Origin of the sequence: Sphingomonas sp. ASV193 (assembly GCF_040203355.1) — a bacterium.
Taxonomy (GTDB): domain Bacteria; phylum Pseudomonadota; class Alphaproteobacteria; order Sphingomonadales; family Sphingomonadaceae; genus Sphingomicrobium.
Genome location: NZ_JBEHBW010000007.1, coordinates 89,298 through 109,334 on the forward strand (window position 1 = coordinate 89,298; position 20,037 = coordinate 109,334).

A 20,037-nucleotide genomic window follows, 5' to 3' on the forward strand; every position below is an offset into this window, starting at 1 on the left:
GATGGAGCTGTCGTTCGTCCCGCCCCCGTCCGCCGAAAGCGCGCCCGACGAGCGATGTCGGCAGGGCGCGTCGGCGCGCCCGCGGCTGGTCGAGATCGCGATCCCCGCCGACCTCGCGCGGTTCGGGCGGCGTCTCCGGCTGTCGAGCCTCGGCGACCCGCGCGATCCGCCGCTGCTGGTGCTCGGCGGGATCTCGGCCGACCGTTTCCCGGCGGTGCGTGACGATGGCGCGCCGGGCTGGTGGTCGGGGCTGGTTGGCCACGGGCGGGCGATCGACCCGCGCGGCCGCCATGTCATCGGCTTCGACTTCGCCGCCGACGAGAGCGGGGTGTGTGCGCCGTCGACCGTCGACCAGGCGTCGATCCTCGCCGCCGGGCTCGACGCGATCGGGCTTGCCGGCCGGGTGACGATCGTCGGCGCTTCCTATGGCGGGATGGTCGCGCTCGCGCTCGCCCAGGTGCGGCCCGACCTCGTCGAGCGGCTGGTGCTCGTGTCGGCCCCCGCCGAGCCGCACCCGGCGAGCACCGCCGCGCGCGAACTGCAGCGCCGCGTGGTCGCGCTCGGCCTCGCCTCGGGCCGCGGCGAGGAAGGCCTCGCGATCGCGCGCGGGATGGCGATGACGACCTATCGCACCGCCGACGAGTTCGCCGAGCGGTTCGACGGCGGGATCGGGCAGGACGACCCGCTCTGCCCGTCGGCGCCCGGGTCCTACCTCCGGGCGCGCGGGCTCGCCTTCCGCAAGGTGATGTCCCCCGAGCGATTCCTCAGCCTGTCGGCGTCGATCGACCGCCACCGCGTCGCGCCCGAACGCGTCGCCGTGCCGTGCCTCGTCATTGGCGCCGATACCGACCAGCTGGTCCCGCCCGGCCAGCTTCGCGACCTTGCCGCGCGGCTCGCCGGGCCGAGCCAATTGCAGCTGCTCGATTCGCTGTTCGGGCACGACATGTTCCTGAAGGAAACCGACCGTATCGGCGCGCTGGTCGCCCCGTTCGTGGACGGCGCGGCGTGAGCCGGAAGGACAGGATCGCGACGATCGTCGCGGGCGCGCGGCCCGACCTCGACCCCGCCTACGGGTCGATCTCGCCGCCGCTGTGGTCGTCGGACACGTTCCGCTGGCCCAATCCCGACGACAAGCCCGACTTCGACTATTCGCGGACGGTCAATCCGAACCGCGCGCTGCTGGTCGATACGCTCGCCGCGCTCGAGGGCGCGACCGGGGGCGCGGTGACCGGAAGCGGGCAGGCGGCGGCGCTGCTCGCGCTGCTCCGGCTTCCGCTCGGGGCGCGGGTGGTCGCGCCGCACGACTGCTATGGCGGCACCTACCGCCTGCTCGATGCTTTCCGCCGGCAGGGCAAGATCGGCTGCACCTTCGTCGACCAGAACGACCCGGCGGCGCTCGATGCCGCGCTCTCCGACGGGGTCGACCTGCTGTGGATCGAGACTCCGAGCAACCCGCTGTTCCGGATCGTCGACGTTGGCCGGCTGGCCGCGGCGGCGCACGCCGCGTGCGGGCTGGCGATCGCCGACAACACCTTTCTCACCCCGTGCCGCCAGCGCCCGCTCGATCTCGGCTGCGACCTCGTGCTTCACTCGACGACCAAGGCGCTCAACGGCCACGGCGACCTGTTCGGCGGGGCGCTGCTGGCGAAGGATGCGGCGCTGGCCGAGGAGCTGGCGTGGTGGTCGAACGCGGGCGGGCTCAACGGCGCGGCGCACGACTGCGCGCAGATCATGCGCGGGCTGCGCACGCTCCCGCTGCGGATCGACCGGCAGGAACAGTCGGCGCTGCGTATCGCGCGCTGGCTGGAAGGCCAGGAGGCGGTACGGGCGGTGCATTATCCGGGGCTCGAATCGGCGCCGGGCCACGCGCTCGCCGCCAGGCAGCAGTCGGGTCCGGGGTTCATGCTCGGGTTCGAACTGGCGGGCGGAGGCGAGGCGACCCGGCGCTTCCTCGCCGCGCTCGACCTCGTCAGCCTCGCCTCCTCGCTCGGCGGTTTTTCGACACTGATCTGCGTGCCGGCGACGATGACCCATCGCGGCATGCCGCCCGAGGCGCAGCGCGCGGCGGGGATCGCCGAAGACCTGCTGCGCCTGTCGGTCGGGCTCGAGGATGCCGACGATTTGATCGCCGACCTGACGCGCGGATTCGCCGCGATCTGAGGCCCGGCGTCGCCGAAAAGCGACAGCATCATGACGAACGCGCGACGCGTGAAATCTTCGCATTGCGCAGTGCAGCAAAATTGTATCCCATTTCGCCAGCCGAGGCCCCGCGACAAGAGGGCAGGGCGAAACAGGGGAGAGGATCCGGTCATGATTCGGAGGTCCTCGATGAACAGAGTTTTTGGGGCATTGCCTGTCGTTGCGTTCCTCGCCGTCGCCGCTGGCGCGACCCCCGCGCTCGCCGACGATCTCGGCGGCGGGTTCACCATCAACGGCGGCGCGACCGTCGTGTCGGACTATCGCTTTCGCGGCATTTCGCAGACCGACAAGAATATCGCGATCCAGGGCACCTTCACCCTCAGTCACAGCTCGGGCTTCTACGCCTCGGTGTGGGGGTCGTCGATCAGCGACTATGTCGCCAACGGCAGCAACAACGAGATCGACCTGATCGCGGGCTACAAGAAGGCGTACAAGTCGACCACGGTCGATGTCGGCGTGCTCTACTATTATTATCCCGGCTCGGGCGGGGCGAACACCGACTTCGCCGAGCCCTACGTCAAGCTCACCCAGGCATTCGGCACCGCGTCGCTGACCGGGACTCTCGCCTATGCCCCCAAGCAGAAGGCGCTGACCGTCGACGGGATCCACAAGGAGGATAACCTCTACCTTGCCGCCGACCTCGCCTATCCGATCGCCAAGACGCCGTTCGGGCTCGCCGCGCATATCGGCCACAGCTACGGGCCGAGCTATCTGACCATCGGCAAGGGCTACACCGACTGGAGCGTCGGCGGGACGTTCACGCGCAAGGCGCTGACCGTCGGCCTGTCCTACGTCGACACCAACAAGTCGCTCTACAGCCCGAGCGGCCGCAACATCAGCAAGGGAGGCATCGTCGGCTCGGTCGGCGTCGCCTTCTGACGGGAGGGGGGTTCATGAAACTAGTGCTTGCCATCATCAAGCCGCACAAGCTCGACGAGGTGCGCGAGGCGCTGGGCGGGATCGACGTCCAGGGGCTGACCGTCAGCGATGCCCACGGCTACGGCCGGCAGAAGGGCCATACCGAGATCTACCGCGGCGCCGAATATGACACCAACCTCGTCCCCAAGACGCGGGTCGAGGTGGTGGTCGCTTCGGACTATGCCGACCGCGTGGTCGAGGCGATCGAGGGGGCGGCGCGCACCGGCTCGATCGGCGACGGCAAGATCTTCGTGATCGACGTCGAACAGGCGGTCCGCATCCGGACCGGCGATAAAGACAATGACGCTCTGTAGGGGGCCTGCTGACATGACCAAGACACTCTCGAAATACTGGCCGGTGGCGGCGGCGGGGGCGGTGGCGCTGCTCGCCGCCGCGCCGGCGCTGGCGCAGGGCGCGCCGGCCGCGGCGCCAGCGCCGTTCACGCCGACCGCCGACATGGTCAACAAGGGCGACACGGCGTGGATGCTGGTCAGCTCGGCGCTGGTGCTGATGATGTCGGTGCCCGGCCTCGCGCTGTTCTACGGCGGCCTCGTCCGGTCGAAGAACATGCTGTCGGTGCTGATGCAGGTGATCGCGATCGTCTGCATCACCACGCTGATGTGGGTCGGCTGGGGCTATTCGATGGCGTTCACCGGCGGCGGCGAGTTCGTCGGCGGGCTCGACAAGGCGTTCCTCAAGGGGGTCGACGCGACCACCTTCGCGGCGACCTTCTCGAACAAGGTCTACCTGCCCGAATATGTCTACGTCATCTTCCAGATGACCTTCGCCTGCATCACCCCGGCGCTGATCGTCGGCGGGCTGGCGGAGCGGGTTCGGTTCTGGCCGCTGATGCTGTTCATCGTGCTGTGGTCGACCATCGTCTACTACCCGATCGCGCACATGGTCTGGTACTGGGGCGGCCCGGACTTCACCCCGGCCAACCCCAACGATCACGGCTTCCTGTTCGGCAAGGGCGCGCTCGATTTCGCGGGCGGGACGGTGGTCCACATCAACTCGGGCATCGCCGGGCTGGTCGGCTGCCTCGTGCTCGGCAAGCGGCTCGGCTACAAGCATGAGCTGATGGCGCCGCACTCGCTGCCGATGACCTATATCGGCGCCTGCCTGCTGTGGGTCGGCTGGTTCGGCTTCAACGCCGGCTCCAACCTCGAGGCGAACGGCGTCACCGGGGTCGCGTTCATCAACACCTATGTCGCGACCGCGGCGGCGGCGATGGCGTGGATCCTGGTCGAACAGGTCGTCCACAAGAAGCCCTCGCTGCTCGGCGCGGTGTCGGGCGCGGTGGTCGGGCTGGTCGCGATCACCCCGGCGTCGGGCTATGCCTCGCCGGTCACCTCGATCATCCTCGGCGCGGTCGCCTCGCTGGTCTGCTTCCTGTTCGTCACCAAGGTGAAGAACAAGCTCGGCTACGACGACGCGCTCGACGTGTTCGGGGTCCACTGCGTCGGCGGGATCGTCGGGGCGCTCGGCACCGCCTTCTGCGCCAACCCGGCGTGGGGCGGGCAGGGCATCATCGACTACAGCAGCGCGGTCGCCAAGGCGGGGACGTTCGACCTCAGCACGCAGATCGTCGCGCAGCTGTGGGCGATCGGCGTCACGCTGCTGTGGTCGGGCGGCGTCTCGTTCGTGCTGTTCTTCGGCATCGACAAGCTGGTCGGGCTTCGCCCGGCGGCGGATGCGGAGCGCGAAGGCCTCGACATCACCGAGCATGGAGAACGCGCCTACAACGCCTGACGACAGTCGGGAGTCGAAAGGGGACGGGTCGGCGCGTATAGCCGGCCCGTCCTCTTTTGCGGCCAAACGGGAAAACGAAGCGACGATGACGGCAAGCGACGCGAACGGGACGGCCAAGCGCGAGGCAAGCGGCGAGGGCCGCCGGGTCGAAATGAACCCCGACATCAGGTTCCTCGGTCGCCTGCTCGGCGACGTCATCCGCGATTATGGCGGGCAGCCGCTGTTCGAGCGGATCGAGCAGATCCGCGCCGCCTCGGTCGCGCGTCACCGCGACGGCGGCCACCACGAGGCGCTCGACCCCGGGCTCGACCGGCTCAGCCTCGACGAGACGCTCGCCTTCACCCGCGGCTTCATGCTGTTCACCCTGCTCGCCAACCTCGCCGAGGACCGGCAGGGCGCGGCGAGCGAGGCGAGCTCGAGCTTCGGCGACGCGCTCGACGAGCTCGCCGCTGCCGGGATCGACCGCCATGCGGTGCGCGAGTTTACCGCGCGCGCGCTGGCGGTGCCGGTGCTGACCGCGCACCCGACCGAGGTCCGGCGCAAGAGCATCATCGACCGGCGCAACCAGATCGCGCGGCTGATGCGGCTGCGCGATCGCGGGATCGACGAGACCCCGTCGGGCGAGCCGGTCGACGCCGCCATCCGCCGCGAGATCGCGCTGTTGTGGGAAACCCGCGCGCTTCGCCACGAGCGGCTCCATGTCGCCGACGAGGTCGACAATGCGCTGTCCTATTTCCGCGACGTCTTCCTCGACGCGATGCCCGCGCTTTACGCGCGGCTCGAACGCGCGCTCGGCGAGCGGCCGGAAAGCTTCGTCCGGCTGGGAAGCTGGATCGGCGGGGACCGCGACGGCAACCCGTTCGTCACCGCCGACAGCCTGCGCCTCGCGCTGGCGCGCAACGCCGAGGCGCTGCTGTCGCATTACCTCGCCGAGGTCCACGCGCTCGGCGCCGAGCTGTCGATCTCGAGCGACCTCGCCGCGGTGTCGCCCGCGCTGCTCGACCTCGCGGCCAAGGGCGACGGCGGTCGCGCGCGCGCCGACGAGCCCTATCGCCGTGCGCTGACCTGGATCTACGCGCGGCTCGCGGCGACCTTCGAGGCGATCGCCGGCCGGCCCCCGCTTCGCGCCGCGGCGATCGACGCGCCGCGCTACGCCGCGCCCGAAGAATTCTCGGCCGATCTCGCGGTCATCGCCGACTCGCTGGGGCAGGGCGGGCATCGCGAGCTTGCCGCGGGCACGCTGACCGGGCTGGTCCGCGCGCTCGACGTGTTCGGCTTCCACCTCGCGACGATCGACCTCCGTCAGAACGCGGCGGTGCACGAGCGCGTGGTCGCCGAGCTGCTGCGGACCGCGGGGGTCGAGGAGGATTATCTCGCCTTGTCCGAGACCGGGCGGATCGCGCTCCTTCGCCGCGAGCTTGCCGGGCCGCGCCCGCTCGCCTCGCCGTTCGCGATCTACAGCGACGAAACCGCGAGCGAGCTGGCGGTGGTTCGCGAAGTCGCCGAGGCGCACGCGCGCTACGGGCCGGCGGCGATCAACGCCTACATCATCTCCAAGGCCGAGAGCATTTCCGACCTCTTGGAGGTCGCGATCCTGCTCAAGGAAGCCGGGCTGTGGCGCGATGGCGAGGGGCCGGTCGCGGTCATCCCGCTGTTCGAGACGATCGCCGATCTTCACGGCGCGGCGGCGATCATGCGCGACTGGTTCGCGCTTCCCGAAGGCGGCGCGGGCGCGCGGGCGCGCGGGCACCAGGAAGTGATGGTCGGCTATTCGGACAGCAACAAGGACGGCGGCTACCTGACCAGCGTGTGGACGCTCCACAAGGCAAGCCAGCAGCTGGCCGAAACGTTCCGCGAGGCCGAGGTCGGGATGCAGCTGTTTCACGGGCGCGGCGGCGCGGTCGGGCGCGGCGGCGGGTCGGCCTCGTCGGCGATCACCGCGCAGCCGGCGGGAACGGTGCAGGGACGGATCCGGATCACCGAGCAGGGCGAAGTCATCGCCGCCAAGTACGGCACCCGCGACAGCGCGCTGGCGAACCTCGAGGCGATGGCCTCGGCGACGCTCCTCGCCAGCCTCAAGCCTCGCTCGCTCGCGACCCGCGAGAAATATTCGGCAGCGGCGTCGAGCCTGTCCGACACCGCCTTCGCCGCCTATCGCGCGCTGGTCTACGAGACCGAGGGCTTCAACGGCTTTTTCCGCCAGCTGACCCCGATCGCCGAGATCGCCGACCTGAAGATCGGGTCGCGCCCTGCAAGCCGGACCGCGAGTGCGCAGATCGAGGACTTGCGCGCGATCCCCTGGGTCTTCAGCTGGTCGCAGGCGCGGGTGATGCTGCCCGGCTGGTACGGGGTCGGGAGCGCGCTCGCCGGGTTCGGCGACCTGCCGCTGCTGCAGGAGATGCACGAGCGCTGGCCCTTCTTCCGCGTGACGCTCGCCAACCTCGAAATGGTGCTGGCCAAGTCCGACCTCGCCATCGCCGCGCGCTATGCCGAGCTGGTCGAGGACCGGGCGCTGCGCGACGCACTGTTCGGGCGGATCGGCGCCGAGTGGCACCGCGCGCATGACGGGCTACTCGCGGTTACCGGCCAGCCGCGCCTTCTGGAAAACAGCCCCGCGCTCGACGCGTCGATCAAGCTTCGGCTGCCCTATATCGAGCCGCTCAACCTGCTCCAGATCCAGCTGCTCAAGCGCCATCGGTCGGGCGAACGCGATCCGCGCATTTCGGCGGGCATCCAGCTGTCGATCAACGCCATCGCCACCGCGCTGCGCAATTCGGGCTGACCGGGCTTTCGTCGATCGGTGGCGGAGACGGAGGGATTCGAACCCTCGATACAGTTTCCCGTATGACGCTTTAGCAAAGCGTTGGTTTCAGCCACTCACCCACGTCTCCGGGATCGGCTTGTCGCGCGGCCTTAGCGAAGGCTTGGCGCGGGTTCAACCGCCGGAATTGCCCCCTTGAATCATTAGTTGTTGTGCCGCCATAACGATTGCGCCGCGACCGCGGCGCGTCGTCAATCAAAGGGCCAGTTGATGCCGAACAGCTCCGATCTTGAAGGCCGGTTCGCCGAGAATCGCCTGCTTCGCACCTTTTCCGACGCCCTGCGCGCGCGGCTGCTGGCCGATTCCGAGCTGGTGGCGATGCCCGAGGGCGAGATCGTCGTGCGGACCGGCGTCAACCTCCTCCGGACCTATTTCCCGCTGGGCGAGACGACCGTGTCGCTCAATGCCGAGATCGACGGCGGGCGGAGCATCGAGGTCGCCTCGATCGGCAGCGAGGGAGCGATCGGGGGGATCGTCAGTTGCGGCCACTACCCGGCGTTCGCCCGTGCCGAGGTGATCGTCGCGGGTCCGGCGATCGTCGTCGCGCGCGACAAGGTCGAGGAGGCCAAGGCCGGTAGCGGGCACCTGCGCAACATCTTCTGCCGCTATTCGGACTATCTGCTCGCCCAGATCATGCAGTCGGTCGGGTGCAACAGCTTCCATTCGATCGAGCAGCGGGCGGCGCGCTGGTTGCTTACCGCGATCGACCGCGCCGGCCCGCGGCTCCAGCTGACTCAGGAACAGCTCGCCCGGCTGCTCGGTGTCCAGCGGACGACGCTCAACGCGGTGGTTCGCTCGCTCCAGGACGACGGCGCGATCACCATCCGGCGCGGGTCGATCGAGCTTCGCGATCGCGCGCAGCTGCTTCGCCGGAGCTGCTACTGCTACGAGGCGGTCGAGCGGCATTTCGGCGACGTCATCGGCGAAGGCGGGCTTGGCGCCCACCCCTCGGAAAGCTGCGGCGACTAGGCGAGCGCCCAGTCGAGCATCCCGCCGGCAAGGAACGGAACCAGCCCGTCGACCTCTGGCGGCACCCCGGTCGGTCGGCGCGCGAGGGTGATCCGCGCCTCGTTCGGCGGCAGGCCGTAAAAGGCCGGGCCGTTGAGGCTGGCGAACGCCTCGAACCGATCGATCGCGCCGTCTTCGTCGAACATCTGGAGATAGGCTTCGAGCGCGAAGGGGGCGTTGAACACCCCCGCGCAGCCGCAGTCGCTTTCCTTGTCGGCGCGGGCATGAGGGGCGCTGTCGGTGCCGAGGAAAAATTTCGCGCTGCCCGAGGTGGCGGCGGCGCGGACCGCGGCGCGATGTTCCTCGCGCTTTAGCACCGGCAGGCAATAATGATGCGGCCTCAGGCCCCCCGCGAACAGCGCGTTGCGGCCGAGCATCATGTGCTGCGGGGTGATCGTCGCAGCGACCGTGGCGGGGGCCGCGGCGACGAACTGCGCGGCGTCGCGGGTGGTGATGTGTTCGAGCACGATCCTGAGGTCGGGATAATCGCGGACCAGCGGGGCGAGGATTCGGTCGATGAACACCGCCTCGCGGTCGAACACATCGACCTCCTCGCCGGTGACCTCGCCGTGGACGCACAGGACCATGCCGATGTCCTGCATCCGTTGGAGCGCGGGGCGGATGTTGGCGATATCGGTGACGCCGCTGTCGCTGTTGGTGGTCGCGCCCGCGGGGTAGAGCTTGGCCGCGACCCACACGCCCTCGGCATGGCCGCGCGCCAGTTCGTCGGGATCGATGCTGTCGGTGAGGTAGGCGGTCATCAGCGGCTCGAAGCCCGAGCCGGCAGCGGCGCGGATGCGCTCGCGATAGGCGCTGGCGGCGACGACCGTCGTCACTGGCGGTTTGAGGTTGGGCATGACGATGGCGCGGGCGAACTGCCGGGCGGAATAGGGCGCGACGCGCGCGAGCATGTCGCCGTCGCGCAGGTGGACGTGCCAGTCGTCGGGGCGGCGGATGGTGATTGTGTCGGTCACCCCCGCTCCCTAACTGAAGCCCATGGCCGCCACCACACCCCAATCGACGACCCTTGCCGACTGTGCCGTCATCCGAATGAGCGGCGAGGACGTCCGCGGCTTCCTCAACGGGCTGGTGACACAGGAGGTCGGCGGCGACCTGCCGGTTTGGACCGGGCTGCTGACGCCGCAGGGCAAGGCGCTGTTCGACTTTTTGGTCTGGGCGGACGGTGACGATTTGCTGCTCGACTGCGCCGCGGCGGATGCCGAGGCGCTCGCCAAGCGGCTGTCGATCTATCGACTACGTCGTGCGATCGCGATCGCGCGCGACGACAGCCTCGCGGTCCACTGGTCGCCGGCGGGCGATGACGGCACGGTCGACCCGCGGCTTCCCGCGCTCGGCCGCCGCTGGCTCGCGCCGCCGGCTGCACCCGCGTCAGGCTGGCGCGAGCATCGCCTTCGCCACGGCGTGTGCGAGGGCGACGAGGTCAAGGACCTGCTGTGGCTCGAGGCCAACGCCGCCGAGCTGAACGGGGTCAGCTTCACCAAGGGCTGCTTCGTCGGGCAGGAAAATACCGCGCGGATGAACTGGCGGCAGAAGGTCAACCGCCGCCTGTTCGTGGTCGACGACCTCGTCGAGGGCGCGCGCGCGACCTATCCCGAGCTGGGGCTCAGCGTGGTCCACGCGCGGATCGACGCGGTGCCCGCGCGCGCGATCATCCCCGACTGGCTGGCCGCCGCGCTCGCCTAGGCGGCGAGCTTGCGCAGGACGTAGTGGAGGATTCCGCCCGAGCGGAAATATTCGAGCTCGTTGTAGGTGTCGATCCGGCACCGCGCGACGATGTCGAACGCCTCACCATTGGCGCGCGTGACCTTGACCGTCACGTCCTGGCGCGGCTCGATGCTGGCCACCCCGTCGATCGAATAGGTCTCGCTGCCGTCGAGGCCGTGGCTCGCGGCGCTTTCGCCGTCGACGAACTGGAGCGGGAGAACGCCCATGCCGACGAGGTTCGAGCGGTGGATCCGCTCGAAGCTTTCGGCGATCACCGCGCGGACGCCGAGCAGGACGGTCCCCTTCGCCGCCCAGTCGCGCGAGCTGCCGGTGCCATATTCCTTGCCGGCGATGACGACCAGCGGGGTCCTGTCGTCGGCATATTGCATCGCCGCGTCGTAGATCGGCACGGTTTCGTTGGTGGGGGCGTAGCGGGTCATTCCGCCTTCCACGCCCCCATGTTCATTGGCGAGCATCTTGTTGCGGATGCGGATGTTGGCGAAGGTGCCGCGCATCATCACCTGATGGTTGCCGCGGCGCGCGCCATAGCTGTTGAACTCGGCGCGCGGGACCTGGTGCTCGGTAAGATACTCGCCGGCCGGGCTGTCGAGCTTGATCGAGCCCGCGGGCGAAATGTGGTCGGTGGTGATCGAATCGCCGAACAGCGCCAGCGCCCGCGCACCGTCGACGTCGGTCAGCGGCTTGGGGGTCATCGTCATGCCCTCGAAATAGGGAGGGTTCTGGATGTAGGTCGACGCCGACGGCCAGGCGTAGGTATCACCGCCGGTCACCGCGATCCCGCGCCACTTGTCGTCGCCGTGGAAGACGTCGGCGTAGCGCGACTGGAACATCTGACGCGAGACGTGCGCGTCGATCAGCGCGCGGACCTCGTCGTTCGACGGCCAGATTTCCTTGAGGAAAACGTCGTTGCCGTCCTTGTCCTGCCCGATCGCGCACTTGGTGATGTCCCTGGTCACCGTGCCGAACAGCGCATAGGCGACCACCAGCGGCGGGCTGGCGAGATAGTTGGCGCGGCAGTCGGGCGACACGCGCCCTTCGAAGTTGCGGTTGCCCGACAGCACCGAGGCGGCGACGAGGTCGTTGTCGTTGATCGACTTCGAGATCGCCGGGGCGAGCGGGCCCGAGTTGCCGATGCAGGTGGTGCAGCCGTAGCCGACGAGGTTGAAGCCGATCGCGTTCAGGTCCTCGGTAAGCCCCGCCGCGTCGAGATATTCGGTAACGACCTGGCTCCCCGGCGCGAGGCTGGTCTTGACCCACGGCTGGCGGGTGAGGCCGAGCGCGCGGGCCTTGCGGGCGACCAGCCCGGCGGCGATCAGCACGCTGGGGTTGGAGGTGTTGGTGCAGCTGGTGATCGCGGCAATCATCACGTCGCCATGGCCGATGGTGAAATCCTCGCCCTCGACCGCGACGCGCTCGCCGCCCTGCTTCTTGTAGGTGGCGTCGAGCTCGGCGTTGAACAGCTCGTCGACCTCGCTGAGGCGCACCCGGTCCTGCGGGCGCTTGGGGCCGGCGAGCGAGGGCTCGACGCTGCCCATGTCGAGTTCGAGGGTGTCGGTGAACAGCGGCTCGGGCGCCGAGGCGTCGCGCCACATGCCCTGCGCCTTCGCATAGGCCTCGACCAGCGCGATGCGGTCCTCGTCGCGCCCGGTAAGGCGGAGATAGTCGATGGTGCGCTCGTCGATCGGGAAGAAACCGCAGGTCGCGCCATATTCGGGCGCCATGTTGGCGATCGTCGCGCGGTCGGCGAGGCTGAGCGCGTCGAGACCGGGTCCGAAGAACTCGACGAACCGCCCGACCACGCCCTTGGCGCGCAGCATCTGGGTGACGGTCAGCACGAGGTCGGTGGCGGTGATTCCTTCCTTGAGCTTACCGTCTAGGCGGAAGCCGACGACCTCGGGGATCAGCATGCTGACCGGCTGGCCGAGCATCGCCGCCTCGGCCTCGATCCCGCCGACGCCCCAGCCGAGCACGCCGAGTCCGTTGACCATGGTGGTGTGGCTGTCGGTGCCGACCAGCGTGTCGGGATAGGCGACGGTCTCGCCCGACGCGTCCTCGTCGGTCCACACCGTCTGCGCGAGGTTCTCGAGATTGACCTGGTGGCAGATGCCGGTCCCCGGCGGGACCACCTTGAAATTGTCGAAGCTCTGGCTGCCCCATTTGAGGAACTGGTAGCGTTCGGCGTTGCGCGCATATTCGAGTGCGACGTTATCCTCGAACGCCTTGGGGGTGCCGAACTCGTCGACCATCACCGAATGGTCGATGACGAGGTGGACCGGGACCAGCGGATTGATCTTCTGCGGGTCGCCGCCGAGCGCCTTCATCGCGTCACGCATGGCGGCGAGGTCGACGACGGCGGGGACGCCGGTGAAGTCCTGCATCAGCACGCGCGCCGGGCGATACTGGATCTCCCGGTTGATCCGCCGGTCCTTCAGCCAGTCGGCCATCGCCTGGAGGTCGTCGCGGGTGACCGTCACCCCATCGTCGAAGCGCAGCAGGTTTTCGAGCAGCACTTTCATCGAGAAGGGCAGCCGCGACACGTCGCCGAGCGCGGCGCTCGCCTTTTCGAGCGAATAATAGGCGTATCGCTTGCCCCCGGCCTCCAGCGTCGAACGGGTGTTCAGGCTGTCGTGGCCGGTAGCGATCATCGATTTTCCTCGTTGCTGTCATGGAGCGCGCCAAGACGGCGCGGCGTTCGGCGGCGCCCTAGCAAGGAAGCCGGGTCAGGGCAAAGGGGGCTAGAGCCAGCCCTTCTTTCGCGCGATCCAGTAGGGCAGCACCGCGCTCACCAGCATGACCACCAGCGCATAGGGGTAGCCGTAGAGCCACTTGAGCTCGGGAATATGTTCGAAATTCATCCCGTAGATGCCCGCCACCAGCGTCGGCGGCATCAGCACCACCGCCACCACCGACCAGATCTTCATCACCATATTCTGCTCGACCCCGATCAGGCCGAGCGCGGCGTCGAGCAAAAAGGTGAGGTTGTCGCTGAGGAAATTGGCCTGGTCGCTGAGCGCGGCCGAGTCGGCGATGAGGCTGTGGAGGTGGACGTGCGCCTTCGACCGGTCGTGGTCGGCGAGGTCGGTGCTGTCGAGGAAGCTCAACAGCCGGGTCGTGCTGACCGAGGTTTCGCGGATGCGCGCGAGCAAGGTCTGGATCCGCCCGATCTTGAGGATCAGCGCCTCGAGCCGGTCGGTCGAGCGGCGGTCGGTCCCCGGCTGGCGGCGGCGAAAGACGTGGGTCGACACGTTCTCGATCGTCCGGCCGACCGATTCGATCACGTCGGCCTGGCGGCTGACGATCGCGTCGACCAGCCGGATGAAGGCGCCGGTCGAGCTGCTGACCAGCTCGGGCTCGGCCCGGCAATGGTCGCCGAACAGCTTGAACGGCTTGGGATCGACGTAGCGAATGGTGACGAGGTGCTTGTCGGTCAGGATGAAGCTGACCGGGTCCGAGGCGGGGTCGTTCTCGTCGATGCCGTGAAGCACCGACATGGTCATGAACACCGCGCCGCCGCGCTCGTAGAGCCGGCTCGACGGCTCGATCTCGACCATCTCGTCGCGGGTCGGGATATTGCCGCCGAGGACCTTTTCGGCGAGCGCCTCTTCCTGCCGGGTCGGCTCGAACAGGTCGAGCCACACCGCCCCGTCGGGGACCGAGCGGATCTTCGACGGATCGACCGGATCGGTGGAACAGCCGGGACCGAACAGGTGGAGCATCGGCGGGTGGTGGCGGCTTCGGCCGGGCTTGGCAAGGTCCGCGCGCCCGCCTAGCCCATCCGTCATGGGGGGAATGTACAAGCGCCGTTGGCCGCTGATCGCCGCGTCGATCGTCGCGGGAAGCGCGATCGTCCTGCTGGCGATGGGCCGTCCGCCGATCTGCCCTTGCGGACGGATCGCGCTGTGGGGGCCGGTCGGGCCGACGCAGAGCCAGATGCTCGCCGACTGGTACAGCTTCAGTCATATCGTCCACGGGCTCCTGTTCTTCGCCCTGCTGTGGCTGGTCGCGCGGCGGTGGCCGGTGGGCATCCGCTTCCTCGTCGCGCTGCTGGTCGAGTGCGCGTGGGAGATCGTCGAGAACACCCCGATGACGATCGACCGCTACCGCGCGGCGACCGCCTCGCTCGGCTATACCGGCGACAGCGTGCTCAACTCGATGAGCGACATACTGATGATGGCGGTGGGCTTCCTTGCCGCGCGGCGGTTGCCGGTGTGGACGGCGGTGCTTCTGGCGGTCGGGTGCGAACTGCTCCCGCTGGCGGTGATTCGCGACAATCTGACGCTTAACGTCTGGATGCTGCTGGCCCCAAGCCCGGCGATCGTGGCGTGGCAGGCGGGTGCCTAGACAAGCGCGACGGGGTCCCGCAAACCGTTGAAATGACCCGATTCGTCCTGTTCGCGTCCGCCCTCCTCGCCGCCACCCCCGCCGCCGCGGGCGAATTGATCGGCGGGCTTTACGCCCATGCGGTGAAGACCCCGTTGAGCCTCGACGCCGATCGCGAGAGCGGGGTCGACGTCCAGCTCGGCTACCGGTTCGATCGGATCGCGGGGACGCCGCTCCAGCCCTATGTGTTCGGCGCGCTCAATTCGAAAGGCGAGACCAGCTACGCCGCCGCGGGCCTGTCGATGAAGTTCGGCCACCGGCTGTTCGTTCGCCCGGGAGTCGGCCTCGCGATCCACACCGGCTCGTCGGCGCAATATCAGCTGCCCGACCGGATCGCCTTCGGCAGCCGCGTGCTGTTCGAGCCCGAGATCGGGGTCGGCTATGCGATCACCCCGCGCACCAGCATCGAGGCGAGCTGGGTGCACATGAGCCACGCCCAGCTCTTCTCCCACGAGAATCCGGGCATCGACAATATCGGGCTTCGCTTCGGGGTCCGCTTCTAGAGGCGGCGCGCGGCGGCGAGCTCGCGCCCGACGATCGGCGTCGCCATCGTCGCTACCGGGCGGAGCGTCGGGCTCGAGCCCGACCGGGCGAACGCCGCGTGGAGCGCATAATCGTCGCCCAGTACCCGCTCGACCGTCCGGCGATAGTCGCCATCAAAGGCCGGACTTGCCGCGAGCGCCGACAGCATCGCCTGGTGCGCGGGAAGCAGCGTCGCCGAGGGCAGCAGGTCGAGCCGGCGTCCCGCGAACGACAGTTGCGCGCCGATTCCCTCATGGTCCGCCCGCGCGCTCGCGGCGAAGGCGCGAACCGCCGCGCTTCGGCTGCGGGTCGCGGCGAGGTCGGAGGCGCGGATCATGAACAGCGAGGCCGAGGCAGCCTGTTCGAGATAGCGGTCGGCGCCGAGCGCGCTCGGCAGCACCGTCGGCGGCGGGGCGGATGGCTGTTCGCGCTGCCCGGCGCAGCCCGCCAGCATCATCACGGTGAGTCCGATTACGAGCCGTCTTGCGTTCACCTGCCCCTCCTGTTCGTCAGCGTCCCAGCATCTTCTCCGGCTTGACCACCCGGTCGAACGTCGCCTCGTCGACCAGCGCGAGGTCGAGGCCGGCTTCCTTCAGCGTCAGCCCCTTCTTGTGCGCGTGCTTGGCAATCGTCGCGGCATTGTCGTAGCCGATCTCGGGCGCGAGCGCGGTGACCAGCATCAGCGACTTGGCCATCAACTCCGAAATCCGCGCCTCGTCGGGCTCGAGCCCGTCGAGCGTGCGCTCGGTGAAGCTCTCCATTCCGACCGACAGCAGGTTGATCGAGCGAATGACGTTCGCGCCGATCAGCGGCTTGAACACGTTGAGCTCCATGTGCCCCTGGAGCCCGCCGACGGTGACCGCGACATGGTTGCCCATCACCTGCGCGGCGACCATCGTCAGCATCTCGCACTGGGTGGGGTTGACCTTGCCCGGCATGATCGAGCTGCCCGGCTCGTTCTCCGGAAGCTTGAGCTCGCCTAGTCCGCAGCGCGGCCCGCTGCCGAGCAGGCGGATGTCGTTGGCGATCTTGGTCAGCGACACGGCGATGGTGTTGAGCACCCCCGACAGCTCGACCAGCGTGTCGTGCGCCGCCAGCTCGGCGAACTTGTTCGGGGCCGAGGTGAAGGGGAGCTGGGTGAGGTTGGCGACTTCCTTCGCGAAGGCCTCGGCGAAGCCCTTGGGCGCGTTGAGCCCGGTGCCGACCGCGGTGCCGCCCTGCGCCAGCTTCATCACGCGGGGAAGCGCCGATTTGACTCGCTCGACATCGGCCTCGATCATCGCCGCATAGCCCGAGAATTCCTGCCCTAGGGTCAGCGGGGTGGCGTCCTGGAGGTGGGTGCGGCCGATCTTGACGATCGCGTCCCAGCGGCTCGCCTGCTCGGCGAGGCGGCGATGGATGCGGTCGAGCGCTGGGAGCAGCCGGCGATAGACCGCGATCCCCGCGGCGATGTGCATCGCGGTCGGGAAGCTGTCGTTCGACGACTGGCCCTTGTTGACATGGTCGTTGGGGTGGACCGGCTCCTTGCCGCCGCGCGTTCCCGACAGCGCTTCGTTGGCGCGTCCGGCGATCACCTCGTTGGCGTTCATGTTCGACTGGGTGCCGCTGCCGGTCTGCCAGATCACCAGCGGGAACTGGTCGTCGAGGTCGCCGCGCGCGACCTCGGCCGCCGCCTGTTGGATCGCCTCGGCCAGCGCCGGGTCGAGGTTGCCGGCCTTGGCGTTGGCGCGCGCCGCCGCCTGCTTCACATAGCCAAGCGCATGGACGATCTCGGCGGGCATCCGCTCGGTCGCGCCGAACGGGAAGTTGGCGATCGACCGTTCGGTCTGCGCGCCCCAGTAACTGTCGCCAGGGACCTCGATGGGGCCGAAGCTGTCGGTTTCGGTGCGGGTCGTGCGGGCCATCGTCTCGGTCCTCTTCGTTGGCGGGCAGGGTCGCGAGGCCGCTAGCCTGCACGCCGGGGCCTGTCGAGACGCGCTACTTCTTGCGGGTGAAATCGACCGACACGACGTTCGAGCCGTCCTCGACCGGTTCGGCCGCGGCGGCGGGGGCGTCGTTCTCGGCCTCTTCATGCTCCTCATGCTCGCCGTCGGCGCCGTTGGCCTGGAAGCGGAGCGAGAAATCGACCGCCGGGTCGACGAACTCGGTCACCGCCGCGAACGGCACGGTCAGCGTCGAGGGCACCCCGCCGAACGACAGGCCGACGCTGAACAGATCGTCGCCGACCTTGAGGTCCCAGAAGCGATGCTGGATGACGATCGTCATCTCCTCGGGGAACCGCTCGATCAGGTGCTTGGGGATTGACACGCCGGGATGACGGGTGCGGAAGGTGATGTAGAAATGGTGTCCGCCGGGTAGCGCGCCCTCGGCCTCGACCTCGCTGAGCACCCGCCCGACCACGTCGCGCAGCGCCTCCTGCACGATCTCGTCGTACGGAATGAGGGACTCTGGGGTTTCCTCGGCCATCGATTTTCGTGGTAGCGATGGCGGCAAGCGGGTCAAGCGGAGTCATTCACCCCATGCCGATCGATCACCAGCAGCCCTACGACGACCAGAATATTTTCGCCCGCATCCTGCGCGGCGAACTGCCGAGCACGCCGATCGCCGAAAGCGATCAGGCGCTGGCGCTCCACGACATCAACCCGCTCGCCCCGATCCACGCGCTGGTGATCCCCAAGGGCGACTATGTCTCGTTCGCCGACTTCGCCGAGAAGGCGAGCGACGCCGAGATCGTCGACCTGGTGCGGCTGATCGGCCGGACCGCGAAGGAAACCGGGGCCGACCAGCAGGGCTACCGGATCCTCGCCAACACCGGCAAGCGCGCCGGGCAGGAGGTGCCGCACCTCCATTTCCACCTGTTCGGCGGGCAACCGCTGGGGCCGATGCTGGCGCGCTAATCGGCTTTCGACGCTTGCCGAATGGATTTTGGCCGCTAGGCTTCGCGACAAAGTCCCATCGGAGAGGAAATTTCAATGGCAACCCAAGCACCGCCGCAAGGCGGCGTAGGCCGGGTCAAGTCGCTCGACGCGATCCTGGCCACCGCCGAGAAGAAGTCGCTCAAAAGGTCGCTCGGCGCGTTCCAGCTGACCCTGCTCGGCATTGGCGCGGTGATCGGCACCGGCATTTTCGTGCTGACCGCCACCGCCGCGCAAAAGGCCGGGCCGGGCATGATGGTCAGCTTCATCATCGCCGGCATCGTCTGCGCGCTGGCGGCGCTGTGCTATTCGGAACTGGCCTCGATGGTCCCGGTCGCCGGGTCGGCCTACACCTACAGCTACGCCGTGATGGGCGAGCTGATGGCGTGGCTGGTCGGTTGGGCGCTGATCCTCGAATATGCGCTCGGCGCCTCGGCGGTCGCGGTCGGCTGGTCGGGCCACGTCGTGCCGGTGCTCGACAGCATCGGCATCCACATCCCCCATGCGCTCACCGTCGGCCCGCAGATCGAGCTCGGCTTCCTCAAGGGCGGCGAAGCGGGCGGGATCATCAACCTGCCCGCCGTGCTGGTGACCGCGCTGGTGACGACCCTGCTGGTGATCGGCACCAAGGAAAGCGCGACCTTCAACGCGGTGCTGGTGCTGATCAAGGTGTCGGCGCTGACCCTGTTCGTGCTCGTCACCGTGCCGATGATCGCGGGCCATACCCCCAACTTCCACCCCTTCACCCCGCGCGGCTGGGGCAGCGTGCTTGGCGGCGACGGCACCGGCGTGCTCGGTGCGGCGGCGTCGATCTTCTTCGCCTATGTCGGCTTCGACGCGGTCTCGACCGCGGCCGAGGAAACCAAGAACCCGCAGCGCAACGTCCCGATCGGGCTGATCGCCAGCCTCGGCATCTGCACCATCTTCTACCTGCTCGTCGCGGGTGGGGTGATCGGAAGCTACGGCGCGCAGCCGCTGATCGACCCGGCCACCGGCAAGGCGTTCATCGAAGGCTCGCCCGAGCTTTACGCCTCCTCGGCCTGCCAGGCGGCGAACGCGCCGCTGGTCTGCTCGAAGGAAGCGCTGGCCTATGTCATGCGGCAGGTGTCGAATCCGACCTTTGGCACGATCATCGGGCTGGCGGCGACGATCGCGCTGCCTTCGGTCGTGCTGCTGATGATGTACGGCCAGACCCGCGTCTTCTTCGTGATGGCGCGCGACGGCCTGCTCCCCGAGCGGCTGTCGGCGGTCCACCCCAAGTTCCGCACCCCCCACGTGGTGACGATCGTCACCGGCGTGTTCGTGGCGATCGCCGCGGCGTTCCTGCCGGTCGGGACGCTGGCCGACTATTCGAACGCGGGCACTTTGTTCGCCTTCGCCGCGGTGTCGGTCGGGGTGATGATCCTGCGCAGGACCGACCCGAACCGGCAGCGCCCGTTCCGCACCCCGGCGCTGTTCCTGATCGCGCCGCTGTCGATCGCGGGCTGCGCGGTGCTGTTCCTCAGCCTCAACGTCCAGTCGCAGCTGCTGTTCGTGACCTGGGCGGCGATCGGGCTCGTGCTCTATTTCTCCTACGGCTATCGCCACAGCCACGTGGCGCGCGGGATTACCGATGTCGGCGAGCTAGACGAGGGGGTTCCGCCTTCTTCGGTCGCGCCGATGCCGGGGGCGCCCGCGCCGGGATCGCCGAACGAATAGGCGAATTTCCAGCGAAAGACGGAAAAGGGGAGGCGGAGACGTCTCCCCTTTTCCGTTTCGCTTCGCTACTGCAGCATG

At 68.6% G+C, this 20,037-nt stretch carries 18 protein-coding genes and 1 tRNA gene; 12 read left to right on the forward strand and 7 right to left on the reverse strand.

What is annotated here, in order from left to right:
• Position 1 precedes the first annotated feature (1 nt).
• From ABDK56_RS12260 to ppc, 6 genes are all read left to right on the forward strand, one after another.
• Positions 2-1,009, forward strand: a complete 1,008-nt coding sequence (locus ABDK56_RS12260) for an alpha/beta fold hydrolase (protein WP_349808569.1) — start codon at positions 2-4, stop codon at positions 1,007-1,009.
• On the forward strand, positions 1,006-2,160 hold the full coding sequence (locus ABDK56_RS12265) for a trans-sulfuration enzyme family protein (RefSeq protein WP_349808570.1): 1,155 nt from the start codon (positions 1,006-1,008) through the stop codon (positions 2,158-2,160). Before ABDK56_RS12260 ends, ABDK56_RS12265 begins: the two co-directional genes overlap by 4 nt.
• A 168-nt stretch (positions 2,161-2,328) precedes the next feature.
• Positions 2,329-3,078 carry a TorF family putative porin gene (locus ABDK56_RS12270; protein ID WP_349808571.1) on the forward strand — a complete coding sequence of 250 codons (750 nt, stop codon included), beginning with the start codon at positions 2,329-2,331 and terminating at the stop codon, positions 3,076-3,078.
• 14 nt (positions 3,079-3,092) lie between these two features.
• Positions 3,093-3,431 carry a P-II family nitrogen regulator gene (locus ABDK56_RS12275; RefSeq protein ID WP_349808572.1) on the forward strand — a complete coding sequence of 113 codons (339 nt, stop codon included), beginning with the start codon at positions 3,093-3,095 and terminating at the stop codon, positions 3,429-3,431.
• Positions 3,432-3,444: 13 nt separating this feature from the next.
• Positions 3,445-4,869: an ammonium transporter gene (locus ABDK56_RS12280; RefSeq protein WP_349808573.1), complete on the forward strand. Its 1,425-nt coding sequence runs from the start codon at positions 3,445-3,447 to the stop codon at positions 4,867-4,869.
• An 85-nt stretch (positions 4,870-4,954) separates the two neighbouring features.
• Positions 4,955-7,651, forward strand: a complete 2,697-nt coding sequence (gene ppc, locus ABDK56_RS12285; protein ID WP_502959308.1) for a phosphoenolpyruvate carboxylase — start codon at positions 4,955-4,957, stop codon at positions 7,649-7,651.
• A 19-nt stretch (positions 7,652-7,670) separates the two neighbouring features.
• Here ppc and ABDK56_RS12290 read toward each other — a convergent pair.
• Positions 7,671-7,760 (reverse strand) — tRNA-Ser (locus ABDK56_RS12290).
• 140 nt (positions 7,761-7,900) lie between these two features.
• Here ABDK56_RS12290 and ABDK56_RS12295 point away from each other — a divergent pair.
• Positions 7,901-8,659: a Crp/Fnr family transcriptional regulator gene (locus tag ABDK56_RS12295; RefSeq protein ID WP_349808574.1), complete on the forward strand. Its 759-nt coding sequence runs from the start codon at positions 7,901-7,903 to the stop codon at positions 8,657-8,659.
• On the opposite strand, the gene pyrC is transcribed toward ABDK56_RS12295, so the two are convergent.
• Entirely contained in the window at positions 8,656-9,672 is a 1,017-nt protein-coding gene (gene pyrC / locus ABDK56_RS12300; protein ID WP_349808575.1) for a dihydroorotase, read from the reverse strand. The genes ABDK56_RS12295 and pyrC overlap by 4 nt on opposite strands.
• A gap of 22 nt (positions 9,673-9,694) precedes the next feature.
• On the opposite strand from pyrC, the gene ygfZ reads away from it, so the two are divergent.
• On the forward strand, positions 9,695-10,402 hold the full coding sequence (gene ygfZ, locus ABDK56_RS12305) for a CAF17-like 4Fe-4S cluster assembly/insertion protein YgfZ (RefSeq protein WP_349808576.1): 708 nt from the start codon (positions 9,695-9,697) through the stop codon (positions 10,400-10,402).
• Here the strand turns inward: ygfZ and acnA are convergent.
• Both acnA and ABDK56_RS12315 read right to left on the reverse strand, forming a co-directional pair.
• Positions 10,399-13,089 carry an aconitate hydratase AcnA gene (gene acnA, locus ABDK56_RS12310; RefSeq protein WP_349808577.1) on the reverse strand — a complete coding sequence of 897 codons (2,691 nt, stop codon included), beginning with the start codon at positions 13,087-13,089 and terminating at the stop codon, positions 10,399-10,401. The two genes, ygfZ and acnA, sit on opposite strands and share 4 nt — an antisense overlap.
• A gap of 90 nt (positions 13,090-13,179) precedes the next feature.
• Positions 13,180-14,226 carry a magnesium transporter CorA family protein gene (locus ABDK56_RS12315; protein ID WP_349808578.1) on the reverse strand — a complete coding sequence of 349 codons (1,047 nt, stop codon included), beginning with the start codon at positions 14,224-14,226 and terminating at the stop codon, positions 13,180-13,182.
• Positions 14,227-14,233: 7 nt separating this feature from the next.
• On the opposite strand from ABDK56_RS12315, the gene ABDK56_RS12320 reads away from it, so the two are divergent.
• On the forward strand, positions 14,234-14,785 hold the full coding sequence (locus ABDK56_RS12320) for a DUF2585 family protein (RefSeq protein ID WP_349808579.1): 552 nt from the start codon (positions 14,234-14,236) through the stop codon (positions 14,783-14,785).
• Between the two features lie 32 nt (positions 14,786-14,817).
• On the forward strand, positions 14,818-15,327 hold the full coding sequence (locus ABDK56_RS12325; protein WP_349808580.1) for an acyloxyacyl hydrolase: 510 nt from the start codon (positions 14,818-14,820) through the stop codon (positions 15,325-15,327).
• On the opposite strand, the gene ABDK56_RS12330 is transcribed toward ABDK56_RS12325, so the two are convergent.
• The 3 genes from ABDK56_RS12330 to ABDK56_RS12340 all read right to left on the reverse strand — a co-directional run bounded on the left by ABDK56_RS12330 (position 15,324) and on the right by ABDK56_RS12340 (position 17,812).
• Positions 15,324-15,839 carry a DUF4142 domain-containing protein gene (locus ABDK56_RS12330; protein WP_349808581.1) on the reverse strand — a complete coding sequence of 172 codons (516 nt, stop codon included), beginning with the start codon at positions 15,837-15,839 and terminating at the stop codon, positions 15,324-15,326. The genes ABDK56_RS12325 and ABDK56_RS12330 overlap by 4 nt on opposite strands.
• A gap of 16 nt (positions 15,840-15,855) precedes the next feature.
• The gene (fumC, locus tag ABDK56_RS12335; RefSeq protein WP_349808582.1) at positions 15,856-17,250 is read right to left on the reverse strand and encodes a class II fumarate hydratase; all 1,395 of its coding nucleotides are present in this window, start codon (positions 17,248-17,250) and stop codon (positions 15,856-15,858) included.
• A 73-nt stretch (positions 17,251-17,323) separates the two neighbouring features.
• Positions 17,324-17,812 (reverse strand): SspB family protein, encoded by a 489-nt coding sequence (locus ABDK56_RS12340; RefSeq protein ID WP_349808583.1) that lies wholly within the window; start codon positions 17,810-17,812, stop codon positions 17,324-17,326.
• A 53-nt stretch (positions 17,813-17,865) separates the two neighbouring features.
• Here ABDK56_RS12340 and ABDK56_RS12345 point away from each other — a divergent pair, with 53 nt between their 5' ends.
• Both ABDK56_RS12345 and ABDK56_RS12350 read left to right on the forward strand, forming a co-directional pair.
• Positions 17,866-18,243, forward strand: coding sequence for an HIT domain-containing protein (locus ABDK56_RS12345; protein WP_349808584.1), 378 nt, complete (start codon positions 17,866-17,868; stop codon positions 18,241-18,243).
• A gap of 75 nt (positions 18,244-18,318) precedes the next feature.
• Positions 18,319-19,959: an amino acid permease gene (locus ABDK56_RS12350; protein WP_349808585.1), complete on the forward strand. Its 1,641-nt coding sequence runs from the start codon at positions 18,319-18,321 to the stop codon at positions 19,957-19,959.
• Positions 19,960-20,037: the final 78 nt, after the last annotated feature.